Source organism: Kitasatospora sp. NPDC054768 (assembly GCF_053612025.1).
This window is the reverse complement of sequence record NZ_JBSHBN010000197.1, coordinates 1-16,107: the sequence shown is the minus strand read 5'-3', so window position 1 is coordinate 16,107 and position 16,107 is coordinate 1. Positions and strand designations below refer to the sequence as shown.

Genomic DNA, 16,107 nt, shown 5'->3' with positions numbered 1-16,107 from the left:
AACAAGGCGGCCAGAAGATCAGCGACAGACACCCATCATGATCGACAACTTTCAAGATCCACGGGCGGCTTTCACGGAACTCGCGCCAGAGCCAGTCTGCCGCGTCCGCTGACAAACGACCTGCGGATGCCCGGTGCGGTCCGGACGCCCGGTGCGGTCCGGACGCCCGGCATGGCCGGCTGACCGCCTCATCTCCAGCCAACGGCCCTGACGTTTCCACGAACAGCCCCGGCGAGAGTCCTCTCACAACACCTGGAAGCCCGCTCGGTGGCCGGCCGCGAGGCTCGGCTGCGGATGCTTCACCGTGCGGCCGCGCAGAGCAGCTCGCGAGGTGGGCGCAGGACGTCGACCGGGCCACGGCCGACGAGCTCGTACGGACCGTTGAGGCGAGGGAGCCAGCCTGTGGAGGCCCCTATCTCCGCCGCAGCAAGCGCCTCATGAATCCGGCCCTGGGCGTGGCAGGCCCGATCGAACCGTCATCGTTTCGCCGGGTGACGGCTTCGATGGTGGTGCCCTTCACTCGCTCCCCGCGGTGGAGCTGGCCGGCTTCGTCCCGCTCCCACGTCCGCCCCTGAGCGTCCTGGAACGCAATGGTGACGGGTTGCTGAACGGTCCCCGGCGGTACCGCAACGCTGATGTCGCGCTGCACCGTCTCCTTGGGCGGAATCAAGCCGATGGCGATGTTCACCACGTCGGTCTCGCCCGGAAGCTCGCCGGGCGCGGCGGTCCGCAGGACCACCACGGTGTTGAACACCGGCTGATCCGAGCCGTTGTGCACAACGACCGAGTCGTAGCGGTAGAGGTTCCCTGGGCCCTCTCCGGTGTCCGGACCGGTCCAGGCGGCGACCTTCGCCGCATACTCCTCGCTGTCCTTGCGTCGGTCGCGCCAGTGGGTGCGCAGGTGCATCGTGATGGTCCCCACGGCCACCGCGACGCTGACGGCAAGTCCGGTGTAGGAGACCCACGACGGCGCACCAGCGCCCGGGGCGGCGATGAGCCGGTACGGCGCGCTGGTGATCGTCACGGCGTAACCGTAGGGGTCGCGTCTACCGCTCGGGAAGGTTCTTCGTAACCCTGCCGGCCCACGCGGACAGCTGGTCGGCGCCTGCGAGGACTCGCTGGAGTGCACAGACCCGCCCCGGCTGACCGTGATGATCAGCGCCACCTGCTGAGTCCGGCGGGGGGCGGGCGCCGGAGAAGCCCCCGCCGGGGCTTCCTTGCGGCTGGAAACCCGACGCGTCCAGTGGGAGGGCATTGTCGCCGCCGTCCGACCGGACGCAGCGAAGCGGGTGCGGCACTGCCGGATCGGCCGAAGGCCGATGCACCCCACCACTTTCAGTGCCTGACGGTGAACCGGTGACTGTGCGGACGGTCAGCGCCATTCGCCGACGATGAGGCCCGGGAGTGTTCGGGGAACTTCACCGCGCTGTACGGTCGGGCGATTACCGCAGCCGTCGACACAGGAGCCGAGATGGGCCCGGATCATGATTCCGACTGGTTCTGGGAGGTCCTGGAAGCGACACGACCGCGTCTGTCCGCCCTGGAGTCGTGGTTGGAGTCCCACTCGCGGGAGGTGCTCGAAGCCTTCGCGCTCGCATACGAGTCCGCGGCGGAATCGCTGGCCGACTTCTCGGAAGGTGTGAGCGTGGACGGGGACGTCTGGTCCGAAGACAGCACCGAGGATCTGTGCATGTGGGTGGTCGGGCAGGGCTACGGGCTGTGGAGCTCGGTGGTTGGGGGACAGCTGCGGCTGGAAGAAGCCGCTCATATGTACCTGGGCCGTGCTCCGCTGCTTCCCGAAGGCGTGGCGCTGTGGGACGGGGATGTCTCGGACCCCGAGCACAGGGGCTACCAGTCTCCCGGGGCCATCGTCCACGGCGTCTACCGGACGCGATTCGGCGAGGAGCTCCATGAACGGCTTGAGGCCATGTGAGGAGATTGCCCGGGCCGGGCGGGTAACGCGGCGGGGCTCCTGGCAGAGGCAGCGGTTGTCCGGGCCGGTCGCATCGCCAGGAGCTCCCTGTGTCCTTTTGCCCTGCCGGGACTGGTGATGCCGACTCTGTCCCGGCTCCGGCGTGTTGTTGCGTGGACTGCCGGTTCGGTCGTAGTGACGCACGTCCGCCGCAGCCGGGTCGGTATCCCTCGTTCATGAGCGTCATCGAGGCCCTGGAGAAGAGGCTGCGCGAGGCCCTGAACCGCTTCGACACGGCGCTGGAGCCGGGCACCACGGGCGGGGTGGACAGCGTCAAGAAGCACGGCGAGCCGTGGATCAAGGTCTCGCCGCTGGGCAAGCAGGAGGAGCCGGAGAACCTCGTCGCGCTGAAGGCGGAGATCGAACGCCGCTGGGGCACCGTCGACCTGATCGACGTCCTCAAGGAGGCCGAGTTCGCCACCGGTTTCACGTCCGAGTTCACCTCGGTCGCCACCAGGGAGGCGGTCCCGAAGGCGGGCGGAGGGCTGGCTGCACGTCCTCACCGGCCGCCGCCCGCGCCCTGTGGCCGAACAAGACCTTCAGGACATCGCTCTGATCCTGGCCGACTACCTCCAGCAGTGGGCCGACGACGCAGCCGCCCAGGTCGCGCAGAGCCGGGCGAACGGCTACGGCCCGCCGAGAACTCCACTCACCAAGGCGCTGACGGCGGCGGTCCCGGACTTCGCCCGGACCGTCCTGGGGCCGAACTGCCGCGCCTACCGGGAACTACGGCTGCCCGTAGGCCCCGACGGCAAGGGCCGGTATGGGCGCGCGGACGTGGTGATCTGGACGCCGCTGCTGCCGGACCTCGTCATCGAGCTCGACTCCCGCCCCCAACCCGGCGTCCGCGCAGAAACTCGCCTTCGCCCGCGACGCTGGCGCGTTCCCGCTCCGGGCCCGCTTCGGAGAGGGAGGCGTCGACAAGATCGACGGCATGATGGTCCTCGCGCTGGCCGGCCTCGAACGACTGGGCATCACGGACCGGGCCCGGCAGGTGTTCGACCAGCCGAGATCCTGCCGGCCGTCGGCGTGGGCGTCCTCGGGCTCGATAGCCGCACGGAGGACGACGCGGTCGCGTATCTGCTCCAGCAGCTCAACCACGAACGGACCATGACCGAGGTCACGGCCGAGCGGGTCACGCTCCACGGGCTGCGCGGGCACGGCACCAGCCCCATCGCCGGGTCCCCGGCACACCACGGCGCCCCCGCCCTCATCAGGGCAAGGGCGCCGCCTATGCGTACGCGCACGGTTCAGGCGTCCACGACGCCGTCAGGCTTCGGCCACTCCGGGATCATCCGGGATCAGGGGTTGGCCTGCCGGACCCACTTCTGGCTGTTGCCGCCGTTGCAGGTCTGCTGGACGAGCAGGCTGCCGCTGCCGGTCGCGCCGCCCGCGACGTCGATGCACAGGCCCGAGTCCGCGGCGCGAAGGGTGCCGTCGGGGTAGAGCCGCCACTGCTGGTTGGTGTTGTGGGAGCCGCATCCCCAGACGGTCACCTTGCCGCCCGGAGTGCTCTCGCCGTTGTTGTCCAGGCACACGTCGTAGCCGAGGGGGTCCGTCGCTCCCAAGCGAAGGAAGCCCTGGATCACGCCCTGGGGGCTGAGGGGGGTGGTGGGTACCGGGGAGGTGGACACGCTCGGGGAATCGGGCAGGAACTTCCAGGTCTGCTTTCCGGTGCCGTCACAGGCCACGATGTTCGTCTGCGCGCCCCAGGGGTCCTGGCTGGGCGAGTTCAGGCAGAGACCGGAGGCCGAGCCCTTGATGGGGCTGGTACTGGTGAAGCCGCGCACGACGTGCTGGCCCGACCCCGAGGGCGTGCTGGCGAAATTGGACTGCCCCGCGCAGCTGCCGTACTCGTAGACGTTGTTGACCACGCCGGACAGGCCGCCCGCGTCCGTGCTGCTGGGGCCGCCGAAGTAGGCGTCGGACACCGTGTTCTGAGCACAGGTGCCGGCGGCGTTGTAGTAGACGTACTCGACGAACCCGTTGCCCGAGGAGGTGAGCAGACCGCTCGGCACCGTCCAGCTGCCGATGTGGGCCACGGGCTGCTGGAGGTTGGCGGAGTCGTACACGTCGCCGGTCCAGGTGTTGGTGGTGGACGTGCTCGCGGTCCGCTTCACCGTGAGGTTGTAGGTGTGGCCGTATACGGCGTTGAAGAGGACGGAGCACGACTGGCCGGCGTTGCCGTCGGCGCCCGGTCGGCAGTTGGGGTCGCTGCTGGAGGTGTCTCCGGGGGTGCCGGCGCCGCCGGAGGCGAACACCGAGAAGATGGCACGGAACTGCTGGGTGTTGCCGCTGGTCGGCTGGGGCTGCAGGCCCGTATAACCGGTCCGGCCGTTGGCGACGCCGAACTGCTGGGCGTAGTAGAGGCCGGTCTGCTCGCTCGCCGGGTTGATCGCCATCGGGAAGGTGATGTTGGTCAGTTGCCCTGAGGGAGCGTTCGGGACCGACCAGCCGAGGGATACGTTGCCGCCGAGGCCGAAGTCGACAGCCGACGCCGGCGTCGGGGCGAGCAGCAGGAGCGCCGCGGTCGCCACTGCGGTGCCGCAGCGCCGCAGTGTCGAGGGGAGGGACATGCGAGTTCCTTCCTGCCGCCCGTGCGCGAGAGGCCGTCAGCGGCATGACTGGAGGTGCTGGTGCGAACTGGCGGGAGAAGCGCTTCGAGCGGAGCGATGACGCGAGCCGGAGCTTCCAAGGCCCGTACACACGTCCTACCACGATGCGATGCACACAGCATCCACACAGTCGCCGTCAGTGAGGAACCGTTTCTTCAAATCAGCCACCTCCCATCCGTGAAATGACGGAAATCCCCACTGTGGCCGTCATCACGGAGAGAGGTGCGAGAGGGCGGGCAACCGCGACACCCGTAGCCTGACGGCCTGACACCGCAGGGGGCCGTCCGCTCGGCGTGGGTGGCGCACGTGCGGTGGCGGGCCGGCGGCGAGGAACACCTGCTGCTGCACGTCGCCGTGGACGAGGACCTGCCTTCGGTCTCCGCCGACCGCCTGATGCAGGTCCTGCTCGGCGAGGAGGTCGAGCCCGGCCCGAGGCACCCGAAGGTCGGGATGCTCGCCCTGAACACCACGACCCATGCCGACACCATCGCCGAACTCGACCGCCAGGGCCTGGACACCGTGCGCCACGACGTCGCGTCGGGCCGGATCCAGGTGATCTCCCGTGAGTACGACGACCCGTCTGCGGCCCTGACGAAGACCGCCGCGCCCCAGCTCCGGGCCAAGCGCCGCCGGTTCGGTCGCTCCTGACAGGACGCCGTCCGTGAGGCGAAGCGGCCACCCGTCACTCGGTCCGACAGCCCGGCCCAACCACGAGGCAAGCCGGTGAACACTCGAAGGTTGACGATGCATACGATCCGATAACTCTCTGCAAGCCACCCGGTCGCTCCATGGTGTCCCGATGCGCCGGTAGAGACTCCTCTGCCCGGCAGCCGTCCTGCTCCTGGGCGCAGCATCGGTTGCCGTTGGTGGCGACGCACACATCGTCGACCGGGCCGGCCCGTGGCCCGAGAGGAACACGAGTCCCTTCACGCCAGGTGTCCGATCGACTACCCTCTGCTCTGTAGATCTTCGGAGCGTTGCAGCAGAGGGGGAATCACCGTGGGTGACGAGAACAAGGGCGGCCCGAACGACGGCAAGGGCGGGGCCCACGCCAAGCCCGGCGGTCCGCAGATCGGCCCGAAGCCGAACCCGGACGGACAGGGCCCGACTCCCGATCCGAAGCACAAGTGACGGCGGCCACCGACGTCCAGGTCCGGCTGGTCGACCGGCTGGAGGCCTCGGGTGCCCTGACCCCCGGTTGGCGGCAGGCGTTCCTCGACGTCGGCCGCCATGAGTTCCTCCCGGACGTCTTCTGGGCGAGCACCGGCGACGGCTACGAACGTTGCGACCGCGCGCAGAGCCCCGGGCGGTGGCTGGAGCTCGCGTACTCCGACGTGGCGATCGTGACGCAGTGGGACGACGGAACGGACAGCGGACAGCAGCGGGAGCCGACCTCGTCGGTGTCCATGCCGACGATGGTCGCCTCCATGCTGCGCGACCTGGACGTCCACGAAGGCCACAGGGTCTGGGAGGGCGGAACCGGCCCCGGCTGGAACGCCGGGCTGCTGGCCCGGCGCCAGGGCGCGCACAACGTGGTGACCGTGGAGCTGGACCCGGCGGTCGCCGCCCAGGCCGCCGCCAACTTCCGGGCCCTCGACGCCGCTCCGATCGCGGTGGTGGGCGACGCGGCCCACGGATACCTGCCCGGGGCCCCGTACGACCGAGGAATCCTCACCTGCTCGGTACGTGAGGTCCCCCCGGCCGTGATCGGGCAGATCCGCCGGCAGGGCGTGCTGGTGCTGCCCTTCGCGCCGCTCTTCGGGGGCGGAGCAGTCGCCCGGCTGACCGTCGCCGACGGCACGGCCATGGGCCCGTTCACCGGCTCCTCGGCGTTCATGCGCATGCGCCAGCAGCGCTACCAGGCCCCGCCCGTCGACGACTACCTGCCCGGCGACTGGCCCGGGGACGCCGCGCAGGAGTACACGACCCTGAACCCGCTCGAACTCGTCGACGACTGGCTGGCGTCCTTCGTCGTGGGCCTGACCGTACCCGACGTGTACTACCGGCGCAGCGACGGCGGCGGTATGACGACCCTGTGGCTGTTCGACACGGGCGTCACCTCCTGGGCGACGGTGGACTTCGTGGACGGCGCGCGCCGGTTCGAGGTCCGCCAGTCGGGCCCCCGTCGGATGTGGTCGGAGGTCGAGGAGTCCTTCCAGTGGTGGGTGGGGGAAGGCCGTCCGGGGTTCGAGAGCTTCGGGCTGACCGTGGGCGTGGGCGGGGGCGGGGGCGAGCACCGGGCGTGGCTGCACGAGCCGGCCAACCCGCTGCCGTCCCCACGGGGGCGGGGCTGAACCGCGCAGGCCGCGTGCAGCATCGGCGGAACCGGTTGCGGCGGCCCGTGGACGTACCACGAGAACGCGGAGGAGTCGTGCACGGCGATGCCGTGACCACGGTGGTCATGTCGGTCCACCAGGCTGTCCCTTGTCCGCTCGGCGAACATGTCAACCGATCTACTACGGCAGCCGGCGGTCCTCGAAGGGGTCGTCGGAGTCGTGGGGCTCGTACGGCTCGAAGTCGGGGCGGTCGATGAGCTCGGCGACCGAGAAGGGGTGCCGGTGGTCGGTGAGGAGCCGGTGGACGAACTCGGCGGTGGAACCGTCGAACCGCGCACAGCTGTCGCCGTCCTCGTTGCGGGCGATGACCGGCCACCGGTTCGGGTCTGCGCCCTCCGTCAGCCAGTAGAACTGGTCGGCCCGGACGGAGTCGGCCCACTGCAGGAGCCCGCCCGGGGCGGGGTGGAGCCGGTGGGGGCGGTAGAGGTCGGCGATACCGGGGTCGGCGGCGAGTTCGGCAAGGCGGAGGGCCTGCTCGACGAGGCACAGGAAACGCGGGAACGGGTCGTCGCGGCCGGGCGGGGGGCCGGGCAGGGAGAGGTCGAGGAAGCCGGCGAACGTGCCGGGGCCGAAGTGCTCCGCCAGGTGCCGGTAGTCGGCGGGCAGGGCGGTGCCGAGCCGGGCTTCGGCCGACGACCAGTCGACGGGACACAGTCGCGACTGCGGCCGGCCCGTCGCGGCGGCGAGCCGCCGCACCCAGCGGTCACCCGGCACGTCGGCCCCTTCCTCCGTGTCCCCGGCGGGCAGGAAGGCCGCCGCCGGGTCGGCCCGGCGGGCCGTCACCGCGACCAGGTGCGACGCGCCGTCGTCGTTGTCCCGGACGATCCCGCAGCCGATCCAGCGCTCGCCCACTGCCCACCCGCACAGCTCGGCGAGGCGCCCGGCGAACGGGGCGGCCAGCGGCAGCCCGCTGTCGTCGTCGAGGGTGGGGTCGACGAAACCTCCGGTCGCAAGGATGCGCGACGACCCCCAGCGCGGGCGCAGCGCCTCGACGAGGCGGCGGTGGGCGGTGGTGAGGTCGCCGTCGGCCGGCAGGCGGGCGATGTCCGGGGCCGGGCGGGCCAGCAGGGCGTCGGCGACAACGCGACCGTCCTGGGCAAGGTCGTCGCAGTCCTGCGCAGCCCGTGACGGACGGCCTCGCCACCAACTCCCGTGCCCCGCTTGAGTACGGCTACTCAGGCGCCGGCCCGAGTCGCACTCCTAACGTGGTGGAACGACGTGAGACGGGGGACCGGAGTGCTCGACAAGAGGTTGGCGAAGGGCTGCCTGGGGACCGTGATGGCTCTCGCCGCCCTGGCGGGGATCGTGTTCGCCCTCTACATCGGCATGTGGATCTACATCGGTCCTGCCGGCTGAACAGCGCAGTGCGCAGCTCGGGTGATCGACGGCATACGGCGGCGGATCCGCTGGGTCAGGTCCGGCTTCCGCCGGCTGCGGCTCTCCATACGCCGTGGCGGATCCATTGCCGGTTGCCGACACATGCCACGGCCGGACCGACGAGCATGGACAGCATCCACAGTGCGACGCTGGCGGGTGAGTAGATGTAGTACGGCCATCGATTCGGCAGCAGCGTCGGCAGGAGAAGGAGCGCGATCAGTGTCGCCCAGGTTGTGGGCACAGTGATCACTGCGCGCGACGCCACATCCACACCGATTCCTGGTGCCACGTGTCCCCCTGGCCGAGTTCGGAGCGGATCCCGGAGCGGATCCCGCCCATCAAGTTTGAACGTGTTCAATACGCAACTCGGCTGCGGGGCCACCATCCCGCACGCCGGCCGCGGCGAGCTGGACCTGGAACCCCTCGCCGGGGCGCGGCCCGCCGCCGGCCCGGGTCTGGAGCCGCCCGAAAGTCGGTGAGCAGCCTGACCACTCGGTCGTGGGGCAAGGGCGTTCCCCGGTAGCAGATGAGCTCGAACGCCCACTGCTGCTCCGTGCCGTCGGCAGTTCGCCGGCCGGTGGGCCGGCGCGGGTCCTCGGGTCGGAGCGCTTGGATACGGCGCAGGAGTCCACTGGGCAACCGGAGCGGGTGTGCCGGGCCGTTGAGGCGCTGGTACCAGCGGTCCAGGTGCGTGTGCTCGTCGGCGGCTGCGCGGGTGGAGTTGGGCATCGCGAAGTCGATGTCGGGCGAGTTGCTGTCCGGCCGTTGAACGCGGGCGGACACGGCGGCGGGCCAGGGTGGCTGCGGCGGTGGGGATGCCGGTGCTCTCGGCGCGGGCGCGTTCGGCGAGTCGGGCAGCGGCTTGCGGGGCGCCGTAGTTCAGCCGAGGCCGATCATGACGATGATGACCATGACGCGAACACGGATGGACCGGAGGCCGGGAGTATGGCCTGCTCGGCGCCGTCTCCGCCCGCATCCGCCGTCGGGTGGCCGGGATGACCGTGCCCGAGATCGACCGGCCCCGGCCGCCGCTCAGGACGACCTGCGGATCGCCGACCGGCACGCCGACGCCGGTGACGGGGCCGCCGCACTCCGGGCTGCGGTGGCCGTCCAGGAATGGCGGCGCGTGCTCGGCGAAGCCACCACCACCCTGCCCAACTCATCGTTTCAGTACGAGGAGTGGGATGGGGTGGGGCCATTCGGTGTGGTGACGGGTCATTCCGGGTGGCGTTTGGGTGTGTTGGCGCGGATCAGGGTGTCGTCGGTGGCGGGGTGGGCGAGGGGTTCGGCGGCCGGTCGGAAGCCGGCGAGCACGATGGCGAGGTGGCGGCGCCAGACACCGGGTACCTGGGCCTCGGTGTCGTCGATGAGGACGCGCAGCGCGAGGAGACTCGCGTACACGTCGGTGCGGGTGATCTCCTCGCGCACCCGGCTGGTGCGCTTGGCGCGGGTGAGGAGGTCGTCGACCAGGCCGAGCAGTTCCGTGCGGCGTTCGTCGGCCTCCGGGGGGATGGCCGCCCACAGGCGGGTGAGCCAGCCGTGGCGGACGGCCAGCACCGTGCCGGTGTCCCAGAGTGCCTGTTCCAGGGCCCGGTCGTCCGGCTGCTGTTCGGCCGCGCGGCGGAAGCAGTCGAGGATCGAGTCGAGGATCTCGTCGCTGAGCGCGGCGAGCAGGGACTCCTTGGTGGGGAAGCGGCGGTAGAGGGTGCCCATGCCGACGCCGGCGCGGGCGGCGATCTCCTCGACGCCGGCGTCGGGGCCGAGTTCGGCGAAGACCTCCCACGCGGCCCGCAGCAGCTTCTCCCGGTTCTGTGCCGCGTCGCGGCGCAGGGCCTTGGGCTTGGCAGGTGCGGGCCGGTGGGGGGTGGTCATCGCGGGGTCCGGTCCTCGTGCTCGGTCACCGGTTCACCGTCGTGAGCCGGGGCGATCCCACGCTGTGGTCGCTCCGGCGGCGCCGGGCCGTCGGGATGGCGAGGGAGGCGGCGGCGGCGAGCCCGGCGCTGATGGTCAGGAACCAGAAGGTACTGGTGTAGCCGGAGTCGTCGGGGAACGGGTGGGTGGCCGTGACCCCGGAGGACAGGATACTGGCCGCCACCGCGCTGCCGATCGCGCCGCCGATGGTGCGGATGTTGGCGTTCATGCCGCTGGCCGCGCCGGTCTGGGCCGGGGGGACGGCCTCGACGACGATGGCGGACATGGCGGAGAAGGCGAGGCCGAGGCCGACGCCGATCAGGGCCGAGGCGGTGTAGATCTGCCAGGCGTGGTCGTGCCGCAGGGCGAGCATCGCGAACGGGGCGATGGTGATCAGGCTGCCGGCGATCAGCACGCGCTTGGAGCCGTAACGGGCGGCGAGCTTGCCGGCCAGGACGCCGAGGGCGAACATGCCGCCCGTCATCGGCAGCATGTAGATCCCGGACCGGGTCACGCTCGCGGTGAAGCCGTAGCCGGCCAGGTGCTCGGGTGTCTGGACCAGTTGCGGCAGGAAGGTCATCGAGGTGTACATCCCGATGCCGAAGAGCAGCGCGACCAGGTTGGTGGTCCAGACGGCCGGGATACGCATCACGCGCATGTCGATCAGCGGGTTGTCCGAGCGCAGCTCGGTCACGATCCAGTAGCCGGCGAAGACCACCGCGGCGGCGAACAGGCCCATGATCCGCAGGGAGCCCCAGCCCCACTTCTGCCCCTCGCTGACGGCGAGCAGCAGGGCCACCAGCCAGACGGAGAGCAGCAGCCCGGCACGCCAGTCGATCCGGCCGGGGACGCGCACGGGGGACTCGGGGACGAACAGGTAGGTGGCGATCGCGGCGGCGCAGACGAGGATCATCGGCGCCCAGAACAGCCAGTGGTAGTCCAGGTGGTCGACGATCGGCCCGGCCAGGATCAGGCCGAGCCCGGCGCCGACGGCGGTCAGCGCGGCCGTGACGCCGACGGCGCTGCGGACCTTGGCGGGCGGGAACTCGTCGCGGATGATGCCGAACGCGAGCGGCACCACGGCACCGCCCGTGCCCTGGATGATCCGCGCGACGATCATCGGACCGACGGAGTGGGAAGCGCCGGCCAGTGCGGACCCGGCGGCCAGGGCGACGAGCGTGACGATCAGCATCCGCTCCTTCCCGACCTTGTCGCCGATCCGCGCCAGGATCGGGGTCGCCACGGAGGCGGACAGCAGGTAGCCGGTCATCAGCCAGGTCGCGGTGTCCTGGGTGGTGTGCAGGCGCTCCATCAGGGTCGGCAGGACCGGGACCACCAGCGATTGCAGCAGGGAGAACGCGCCGACGCCGAGCAGCAGCACGGCGAAGGTCAGGTTGTGGTGGGGGCGTTTGGTGCTTGTTCGGGGCATGGGTGTGGGCTCCAGCGGAACACGTAAGCGGAGATTCAATTCCGCATCGAGGCTAGCAGAAGCGGAGAATAGACTCCGCATAGTCGGTTCCACTCGACGCTCGCACGCGGACGCCGACCAGCACTTCTCGCCGCTCCGGCCCAGGGCGTAGTCCACGACCTCCACCGAATGCCCTGCGAAGAACGCCCGGACATGCGCCTCGAGGGCCTCCGCGGCCCGCAGGCTCGTATCACTGGACGTAGGCGACCGTGCCAACGACCTCGGCGAGGGGCTGAGTGCCAACGACGGCCGGCGCGAGGGCGTAGGCGGTGGACAGGGCCGGGGCAGGACGCCGAGGGGGTTGCGGGTCGCGCCGGTGCCCTGCCCCTCCGTGGCGCGGCCACCGTTCGTATGCTGGTCCGCGGGTGGTGGCGGCCTCCCCGGACCCCGGACGGTGCCGCGCGCCGCGGAAAGGGGGCACGGACATGCGGAAGCGGAAGAGGCGCACGGCCTGGTCGCTCACCTACTTCCTGCTGGGCGGTGTGTGCCTGCTGATCGCCGTGGTGATGGCGACGGGCCTGGCGACGACGAGGGCCGCGCGGGGTGGAACACCTGATCCCGGTCCTGATCCTCGGCGTCCCGGGTGCGGTGCTGACGTTCCGCGCGCCGGTGTTCGGCGTCTCCTACGGGTCGGCCGGGGTGAAGTACTCCGGGCTGCTCAGGGCGCGCTCCTGCGCGTGGGCGGACATCCGGGAGGTGCGGGTGGCCGTCCTGGAGGGCACGGTCTACTCGTCCGACGTCCCGGAGCTGGTGCTGGCCTCCGGCGGGACCGACCAGCTGCACATGCTGGCGGGCCACGGCTCGGGCGGGACCAACAGGCGGGTCAAGCGGCTGGTGGCCGAGTTGGAGGCGGCGCGCGCGGCCGCTTCCTGACGCCGGTCGCTTCCCACCGGCTGCGCGCGGCGCAGGCAGGCTCCCGGTACCGGTTTCCCGACGGGCTCCCCGGGGCTCAGGCGTTGGGCCATGGTGGGCTCGGAGCGCATGGCACGGCAGCGGTTGCCGGCCAGGCTCGACGACAGATCTCGACCGGACTCATCCGCATCGGCTGACCCCACCCACCACCAGGAGGCCGCCACCGGAACATCCCGGTGGCGGCCTCCGCCGCGAACTCCGGGCAACCGGATCCGCTCCTCCGTCCGCGGTGCGGCCTACCGTCCGCGGAGCGCCCGGTTGTGGCTGCCCGACGAGAACGGTGCCGTCGCCCCTGCGGCCCCGGGCGCCGTCATCGGTGCGGAGCGGCCGGGGGCCGTCGCCGCGCTGGCGTAGCCGCGGGTGCGCGGCGCTCTTGTGCACCCGCACGCTGGGGCAAGGGCCGGCCCGTTGCCCGAACCCCGAGCGGGCAAGGGCCGGCCTTTCCCCGATGCGCCTCACGGTGTCGGTGCCGACTGGGATGCTGGGCGGCATGGACGACGCGGCGCTCTGCGGGGCCGGGTCTACGGCGCCGACCACGACGACCCGGACCCCGGCCCGCGGTTCTGCGCGGGGGAGCGGGCGTGGCTGCTCGTGGGCCAGGGCTGCACGGAGGAGTCGCTTCAGGTGCTCGCCCCGTATGTCGCCATGGGCTGGTGGACGGCTGCCGAGACCGCGGCGGAGCTGCTGGAGGCGAGCGGCCGGGCCGACGACGCCATCGTCCTGCTCCGCACCCACGACCACCTCGATCAACAACTGCGACCAGCTGGCCGACCTGCTGGCCCGGCACGACCGGATCGAGGAGCTGCGCGCGTACGCGGAGACCGCGCACCACTGGCACGCCGCGCAGTGTGGACGATCACGTGATTCGGCTCTGTCGAAGATCTTGTGATCAGGCTTGAGTCAGACGGCCCGGATGGTTGTGCGCCTCGGCTGCGCACGTCTGGCTTGTCGGCACCTCGGGCTGTCATCTCTGCGATTCGCGAAGGACGACCGGAGAGGGGCCGCGTGTGCAGATTGCCGGCGTCGACGTCTACGTGAATCACCCCGTCCTGGCGCTGGGATCAACTGACTGGCTGCCGGCCTTGAGCCTGAAGGAGGAACCGGCGGTCTCCTGCGACACCCATGTTGCGGTGCGGGTAAAGGCTCAGGTGCAGCTCATCAAGGTTCGGGTCTTCGCCGAGCCGATCCACGAGGGACCCGGGCCGGACGACTCCTTCGTGACGGTCTTCGACGGGCCGCTCGCGCTGGCCGACGGACGGCTCGTCATCGGTGACGTCATGGGCGAGACCCGCTTCGTGAAACTCATCGGCGAACAGGGCAGACGATGGGTCCGAGTGGCTGTGAATGAGCCCGGCTGGAATGCCGTAGCCGTCGATATTTCGGTGGGCCCGAAGCTTCAGTAGGCGTCCTCACCGGGGTCAGACCGTGAGAAGTATCCGCTTGCACCCGGTCTGCTGCGGGTCCTGCGTGAGACGGATCCTGATCACGTCCTGCTCGACGGGACGCTCGCCGAGTGCGACCGGGTCGGCGACAGCCGGGCCGACTTCTCTCAGAAGCACCGCCGTCACGGCGTGAACGTGCAGGTCGTGGCCGATCCCACCGGCAACCTGCTGTGGATCTCATCCGCCCTGCCCGGCCGAACCCACGACCTGACCGCGGCCCGTACCCACCGCATCATCCGGATCTGCGAACGCCAGGGCGTCCCCGTGCTCGCCGACCGCGCCTACATCGGGGCCGGCCCCTGGGCGACCACGCCCATCAGACGGCTTCCCGGCCAAGACCTCACCACAACCCAGCAGACGATCAACCGAGCCCTGTCAGCGGCACGAGCACCGGTCGAACGAAGCATCGCGCGACTCAAGTCCTGGCAGATCCTCCGCCGGGCCCGCTGCAGCCCCAACCGGATGACCGTCATCGCCGCAGCCGTCCTCACCCTGGAACGTCAACGCTGATGAATCTCATTGCCGTTCCAGGGTGAGGACGGATTGGGACTGGCCGTCATCCAGTTGGGAACCGTCTCACGACCAGACAAGTCGCCCTTCGGCAACGGAACAGACCGGATAGTCCCCCGCGCCGATCCTCGTCAGCATCTCCGCCACGGAGTCGAAGTAGTGAGCCAGTGACGCGTACTCGCCGGTGACTGTGGGCGCACCCACGAACCATCTGCCGATACGTCCGTCCCTCGCGTCGATGAACTGTCCCATCCAGCCGTCCCGGTCCGACTGGAACGGGATCCACTCCTCGCGCCATTCGCTCCCACCGGACAAGGGGTGATTCGCGTAGAGCCTCTCCATCGCCCGGATGCCCAGAAAGAAGCTTCCCTCGTCGGGGAACCCGTCGAAGCCGCAGCACATCACGTCGTCGTCGACGTCTTCCTCCGGCAGATCCAGATTGTTCTGCAACAGCCACGTCCGTAGGTCCCCATGAAGGGAGATCCCCATCCGTTCCTCGGCTGCCGCGAGCATCTGCTCCGTAGCGGGCCCCGGCAGATCCGCGTGATCGGCCGGCGCGTGCTCTCGAAGAAGGCTCATCACACGCGACCAACTCTCAGCCACACTCATCGCCCTATGCCCTCTGTCCTCTCTACAGGGATGTCTCCGTCCGACTACGCCACTGCGGAGGTTGGGAAGTACCGGCCGGAGAACCTTGCAGGGATGGTACTTCGAGCATGCGTTCCATCCCTCCCCATAATCACCTTCCGCCCCGAAGCGCAGGACCGGCCCCTCAGCGAAGTGACCGCCCGCGACTTTTCACAGACAACCCACCGTGCCCGGTGGGCCCAGCCGAGGAGCTTCCAGGCTCAAGCGAGGGCCGCGGCGTCACCCCGGAGTGGCGAAGCTGAAAACGCTCACCTTGTCGTTTAACGTCCGGCTTCGAAGAAGTCGAAGACGCTGGTGAACAGGTCGGCGACGACACCGCGGCCGCCGACCCGGCCGAGGTCCACGACGCCGGCGAGGCGGTCAAGGCGGAGGCCGACGCCGAGATCGAGGCGAGCTCCTTCCCTCGCCGCCGGCGGAACCCTCGACGGCCCCGCCAACCGCACCGGCCTGGGCGACGATCCCACGTTCCGGCCCGGCACGTGGCTGCGCAAGCAGGGCAAGGCCCGCACCGACGGCAAGCTGACCGAGCAGCAGACTGCGCTCCTGGACGCACTCACCCGACACCCCGAGACCGTCACCGGCTGACCCGCCCCGCAAGATCCCGCCGTCCCGGCCCACCAGGCCGGGACGGCCGTCGCACCTCGTTCCCGACTTCCGGAGGCACCGCGCGATGACCGGCACCACCCGCCCCGACCCGGCTCGCACCGCCGCGCCCGAACGGCTGGAGCTGGGCCTGTACAGCAGCCGGCCCGAGCCCGCCGACCGTGACCTGGGCCGACCGATCCTCGACTCCCCTCCGGTGCGCGGTTCGATGTGGCTGCGCTAGTACTGCAACGGTGCTTACTGTGGCGAGGCTTCAGCTCTTGGGCTGTGGCCTCGTCGTTTGTAGTGGCTGGTCCGGGCCTGGTGTTGGCGT

15 protein-coding genes and 1 pseudogene are annotated in these 16,107 nt (G+C 70.5%); 10 read left to right on the top strand and 6 right to left on the bottom strand.

What is annotated here, in order from left to right; translation table 11 throughout:
• Positions 1–412 precede the first annotated feature (412 nt).
• A complete protein-coding gene (locus ACWGKU_RS36335) occupies positions 413–1,024 on the bottom strand; it encodes a hypothetical protein (protein ID WP_331768621.1) in 612 nt (203 codons plus the stop codon).
• A gap of 447 nt (positions 1,025–1,471) precedes the next feature.
• Between ACWGKU_RS36335 and ACWGKU_RS36330 the strand changes: the two genes are divergently transcribed.
• On the top strand, positions 1,472–1,933 hold the full coding sequence (locus ACWGKU_RS36330; RefSeq protein WP_331768622.1) for a hypothetical protein: 462 nt from the start codon (positions 1,472–1,474) through the stop codon (positions 1,931–1,933).
• Between the two features lie 1,340 nt (positions 1,934–3,273).
• Here ACWGKU_RS36330 and ACWGKU_RS36325 read toward each other — a convergent pair.
• Positions 3,274–4,548, bottom strand: coding sequence for an RICIN domain-containing protein (locus tag ACWGKU_RS36325; protein WP_331768833.1), 1,275 nt, complete (start codon positions 4,546–4,548; stop codon positions 3,274–3,276).
• 336 nt (positions 4,549–4,884) lie between these two features.
• Between ACWGKU_RS36325 and ACWGKU_RS36320 the strand changes: the two genes are divergently transcribed.
• The 3 genes from ACWGKU_RS36320 (at position 4,885) to ACWGKU_RS36310 (ending at position 6,881) form a co-directional block, all read left to right on the top strand.
• Positions 4,885–5,235, top strand: a complete 351-nt coding sequence (locus ACWGKU_RS36320; RefSeq protein ID WP_401054164.1) for a hypothetical protein — start codon at positions 4,885–4,887, stop codon at positions 5,233–5,235.
• 351 nt (positions 5,236–5,586) lie between these two features.
• Positions 5,587–5,718, top strand: coding sequence for a hypothetical protein (locus tag ACWGKU_RS36315; RefSeq protein ID WP_331768627.1), 132 nt, complete (start codon positions 5,587–5,589; stop codon positions 5,716–5,718).
• On the top strand, positions 5,715–6,881 hold the full coding sequence (locus ACWGKU_RS36310; protein WP_331768628.1) for a methyltransferase domain-containing protein: 1,167 nt from the start codon (positions 5,715–5,717) through the stop codon (positions 6,879–6,881). The genes ACWGKU_RS36315 and ACWGKU_RS36310 overlap by 4 nt, the downstream gene beginning before the upstream one ends.
• Before the next feature lie 162 nt (positions 6,882–7,043).
• Here the strand turns inward: ACWGKU_RS36310 and ACWGKU_RS36305 are convergent, their stop codons facing one another.
• Positions 7,044–7,775 (bottom strand): hypothetical protein, encoded by a 732-nt coding sequence (locus ACWGKU_RS36305; protein WP_331768629.1) that lies wholly within the window; start codon positions 7,773–7,775, stop codon positions 7,044–7,046.
• Between the two features lie 150 nt (positions 7,776–7,925).
• On the opposite strand from ACWGKU_RS36305, the gene ACWGKU_RS36300 reads away from it, so the two are divergent.
• Both ACWGKU_RS36300 and ACWGKU_RS36295 read left to right on the top strand, forming a co-directional pair.
• Entirely contained in the window at positions 7,926–8,051 is a 126-nt protein-coding gene (locus ACWGKU_RS36300; RefSeq protein WP_331768630.1) for a hypothetical protein, read from the top strand.
• Positions 8,052–8,141: 90 nt separating this feature from the next.
• Positions 8,142–8,279, top strand: coding sequence for a hypothetical protein (locus ACWGKU_RS36295; protein ID WP_401053280.1), 138 nt, complete (start codon positions 8,142–8,144; stop codon positions 8,277–8,279).
• Between the two features lie 1,236 nt (positions 8,280–9,515).
• On the opposite strand, the gene ACWGKU_RS36290 is transcribed toward ACWGKU_RS36295, so the two are convergent.
• Positions 9,516–10,172, bottom strand: coding sequence for a TetR/AcrR family transcriptional regulator (locus ACWGKU_RS36290; RefSeq protein WP_331768632.1), 657 nt, complete (start codon positions 10,170–10,172; stop codon positions 9,516–9,518).
• A gap of 25 nt (positions 10,173–10,197) precedes the next feature.
• The gene (locus ACWGKU_RS36285) at positions 10,198–11,640 is read right to left on the bottom strand and encodes an MFS transporter (protein ID WP_331768633.1); all 1,443 of its coding nucleotides are present in this window, start codon (positions 11,638–11,640) and stop codon (positions 10,198–10,200) included.
• A 582-nt stretch (positions 11,641–12,222) separates the two neighbouring features.
• On the opposite strand from ACWGKU_RS36285, the gene ACWGKU_RS36280 reads away from it, so the two are divergent.
• From ACWGKU_RS36280 to ACWGKU_RS36270, 3 genes and pseudogenes are all read left to right on the top strand, one after another.
• Positions 12,223–12,552, top strand: coding sequence for a hypothetical protein (locus ACWGKU_RS36280; RefSeq protein ID WP_331768634.1), 330 nt, complete (start codon positions 12,223–12,225; stop codon positions 12,550–12,552).
• Between the two features lie 1,046 nt (positions 12,553–13,598).
• On the top strand, positions 13,599–13,994 hold the full coding sequence (locus ACWGKU_RS36275; protein ID WP_331768636.1) for a hypothetical protein: 396 nt from the start codon (positions 13,599–13,601) through the stop codon (positions 13,992–13,994).
• Between the two features lie 39 nt (positions 13,995–14,033).
• Positions 14,034–14,543: pseudogene (locus ACWGKU_RS36270) on the top strand (HARBI1 family protein); the annotation flags it as partial.
• Positions 14,544–14,609: 66 nt separating this feature from the next.
• Here ACWGKU_RS36270 and ACWGKU_RS36265 read toward each other — a convergent pair.
• The gene (locus tag ACWGKU_RS36265; RefSeq protein ID WP_331768892.1) at positions 14,610–15,122 is read right to left on the bottom strand and encodes an SMI1/KNR4 family protein; all 513 of its coding nucleotides are present in this window, start codon (positions 15,120–15,122) and stop codon (positions 14,610–14,612) included.
• 739 nt (positions 15,123–15,861) lie between these two features.
• Between ACWGKU_RS36265 and ACWGKU_RS36260 the strand changes: the two genes are divergently transcribed.
• Entirely contained in the window at positions 15,862–16,017 is a 156-nt protein-coding gene (locus ACWGKU_RS36260) for a hypothetical protein (protein WP_331768638.1), read from the top strand.
• Positions 16,018–16,107: the final 90 nt, after the last annotated feature.

Excerpts from the sequence above, each read along its gene's own strand:
- ACWGKU_RS36330 (WP_331768622.1), top strand. The coding sequence starts at position 1,472 with ATGGGCCCGGATCATGATTCCGACTGGTTCTGGGAGGTCCTGGAAGCG.
- ACWGKU_RS36325 (WP_331768833.1), bottom strand. The coding sequence starts at position 4,548 with ATGTCCCTCCCCTCGACACTGCGGCGCTGCGGCACCGCAGTGGCGACC.
- ACWGKU_RS36290 (WP_331768632.1), bottom strand. The coding sequence starts at position 10,172 with ATGACCACCCCCCACCGGCCCGCACCTGCCAAGCCCAAGGCCCTGCGC.
- ACWGKU_RS36285 (WP_331768633.1), bottom strand. The coding sequence starts at position 11,640 with ATGCCCCGAACAAGCACCAAACGCCCCCACCACAACCTGACCTTCGCC.
- ACWGKU_RS36265 (WP_331768892.1), bottom strand. The coding sequence starts at position 15,122 with ATGAGCCTTCTTCGAGAGCACGCGCCGGCCGATCACGCGGATCTGCCG.
- ACWGKU_RS36260 (WP_331768638.1), top strand. The coding sequence starts at position 15,862 with ATGACCGGCACCACCCGCCCCGACCCGGCTCGCACCGCCGCGCCCGAA.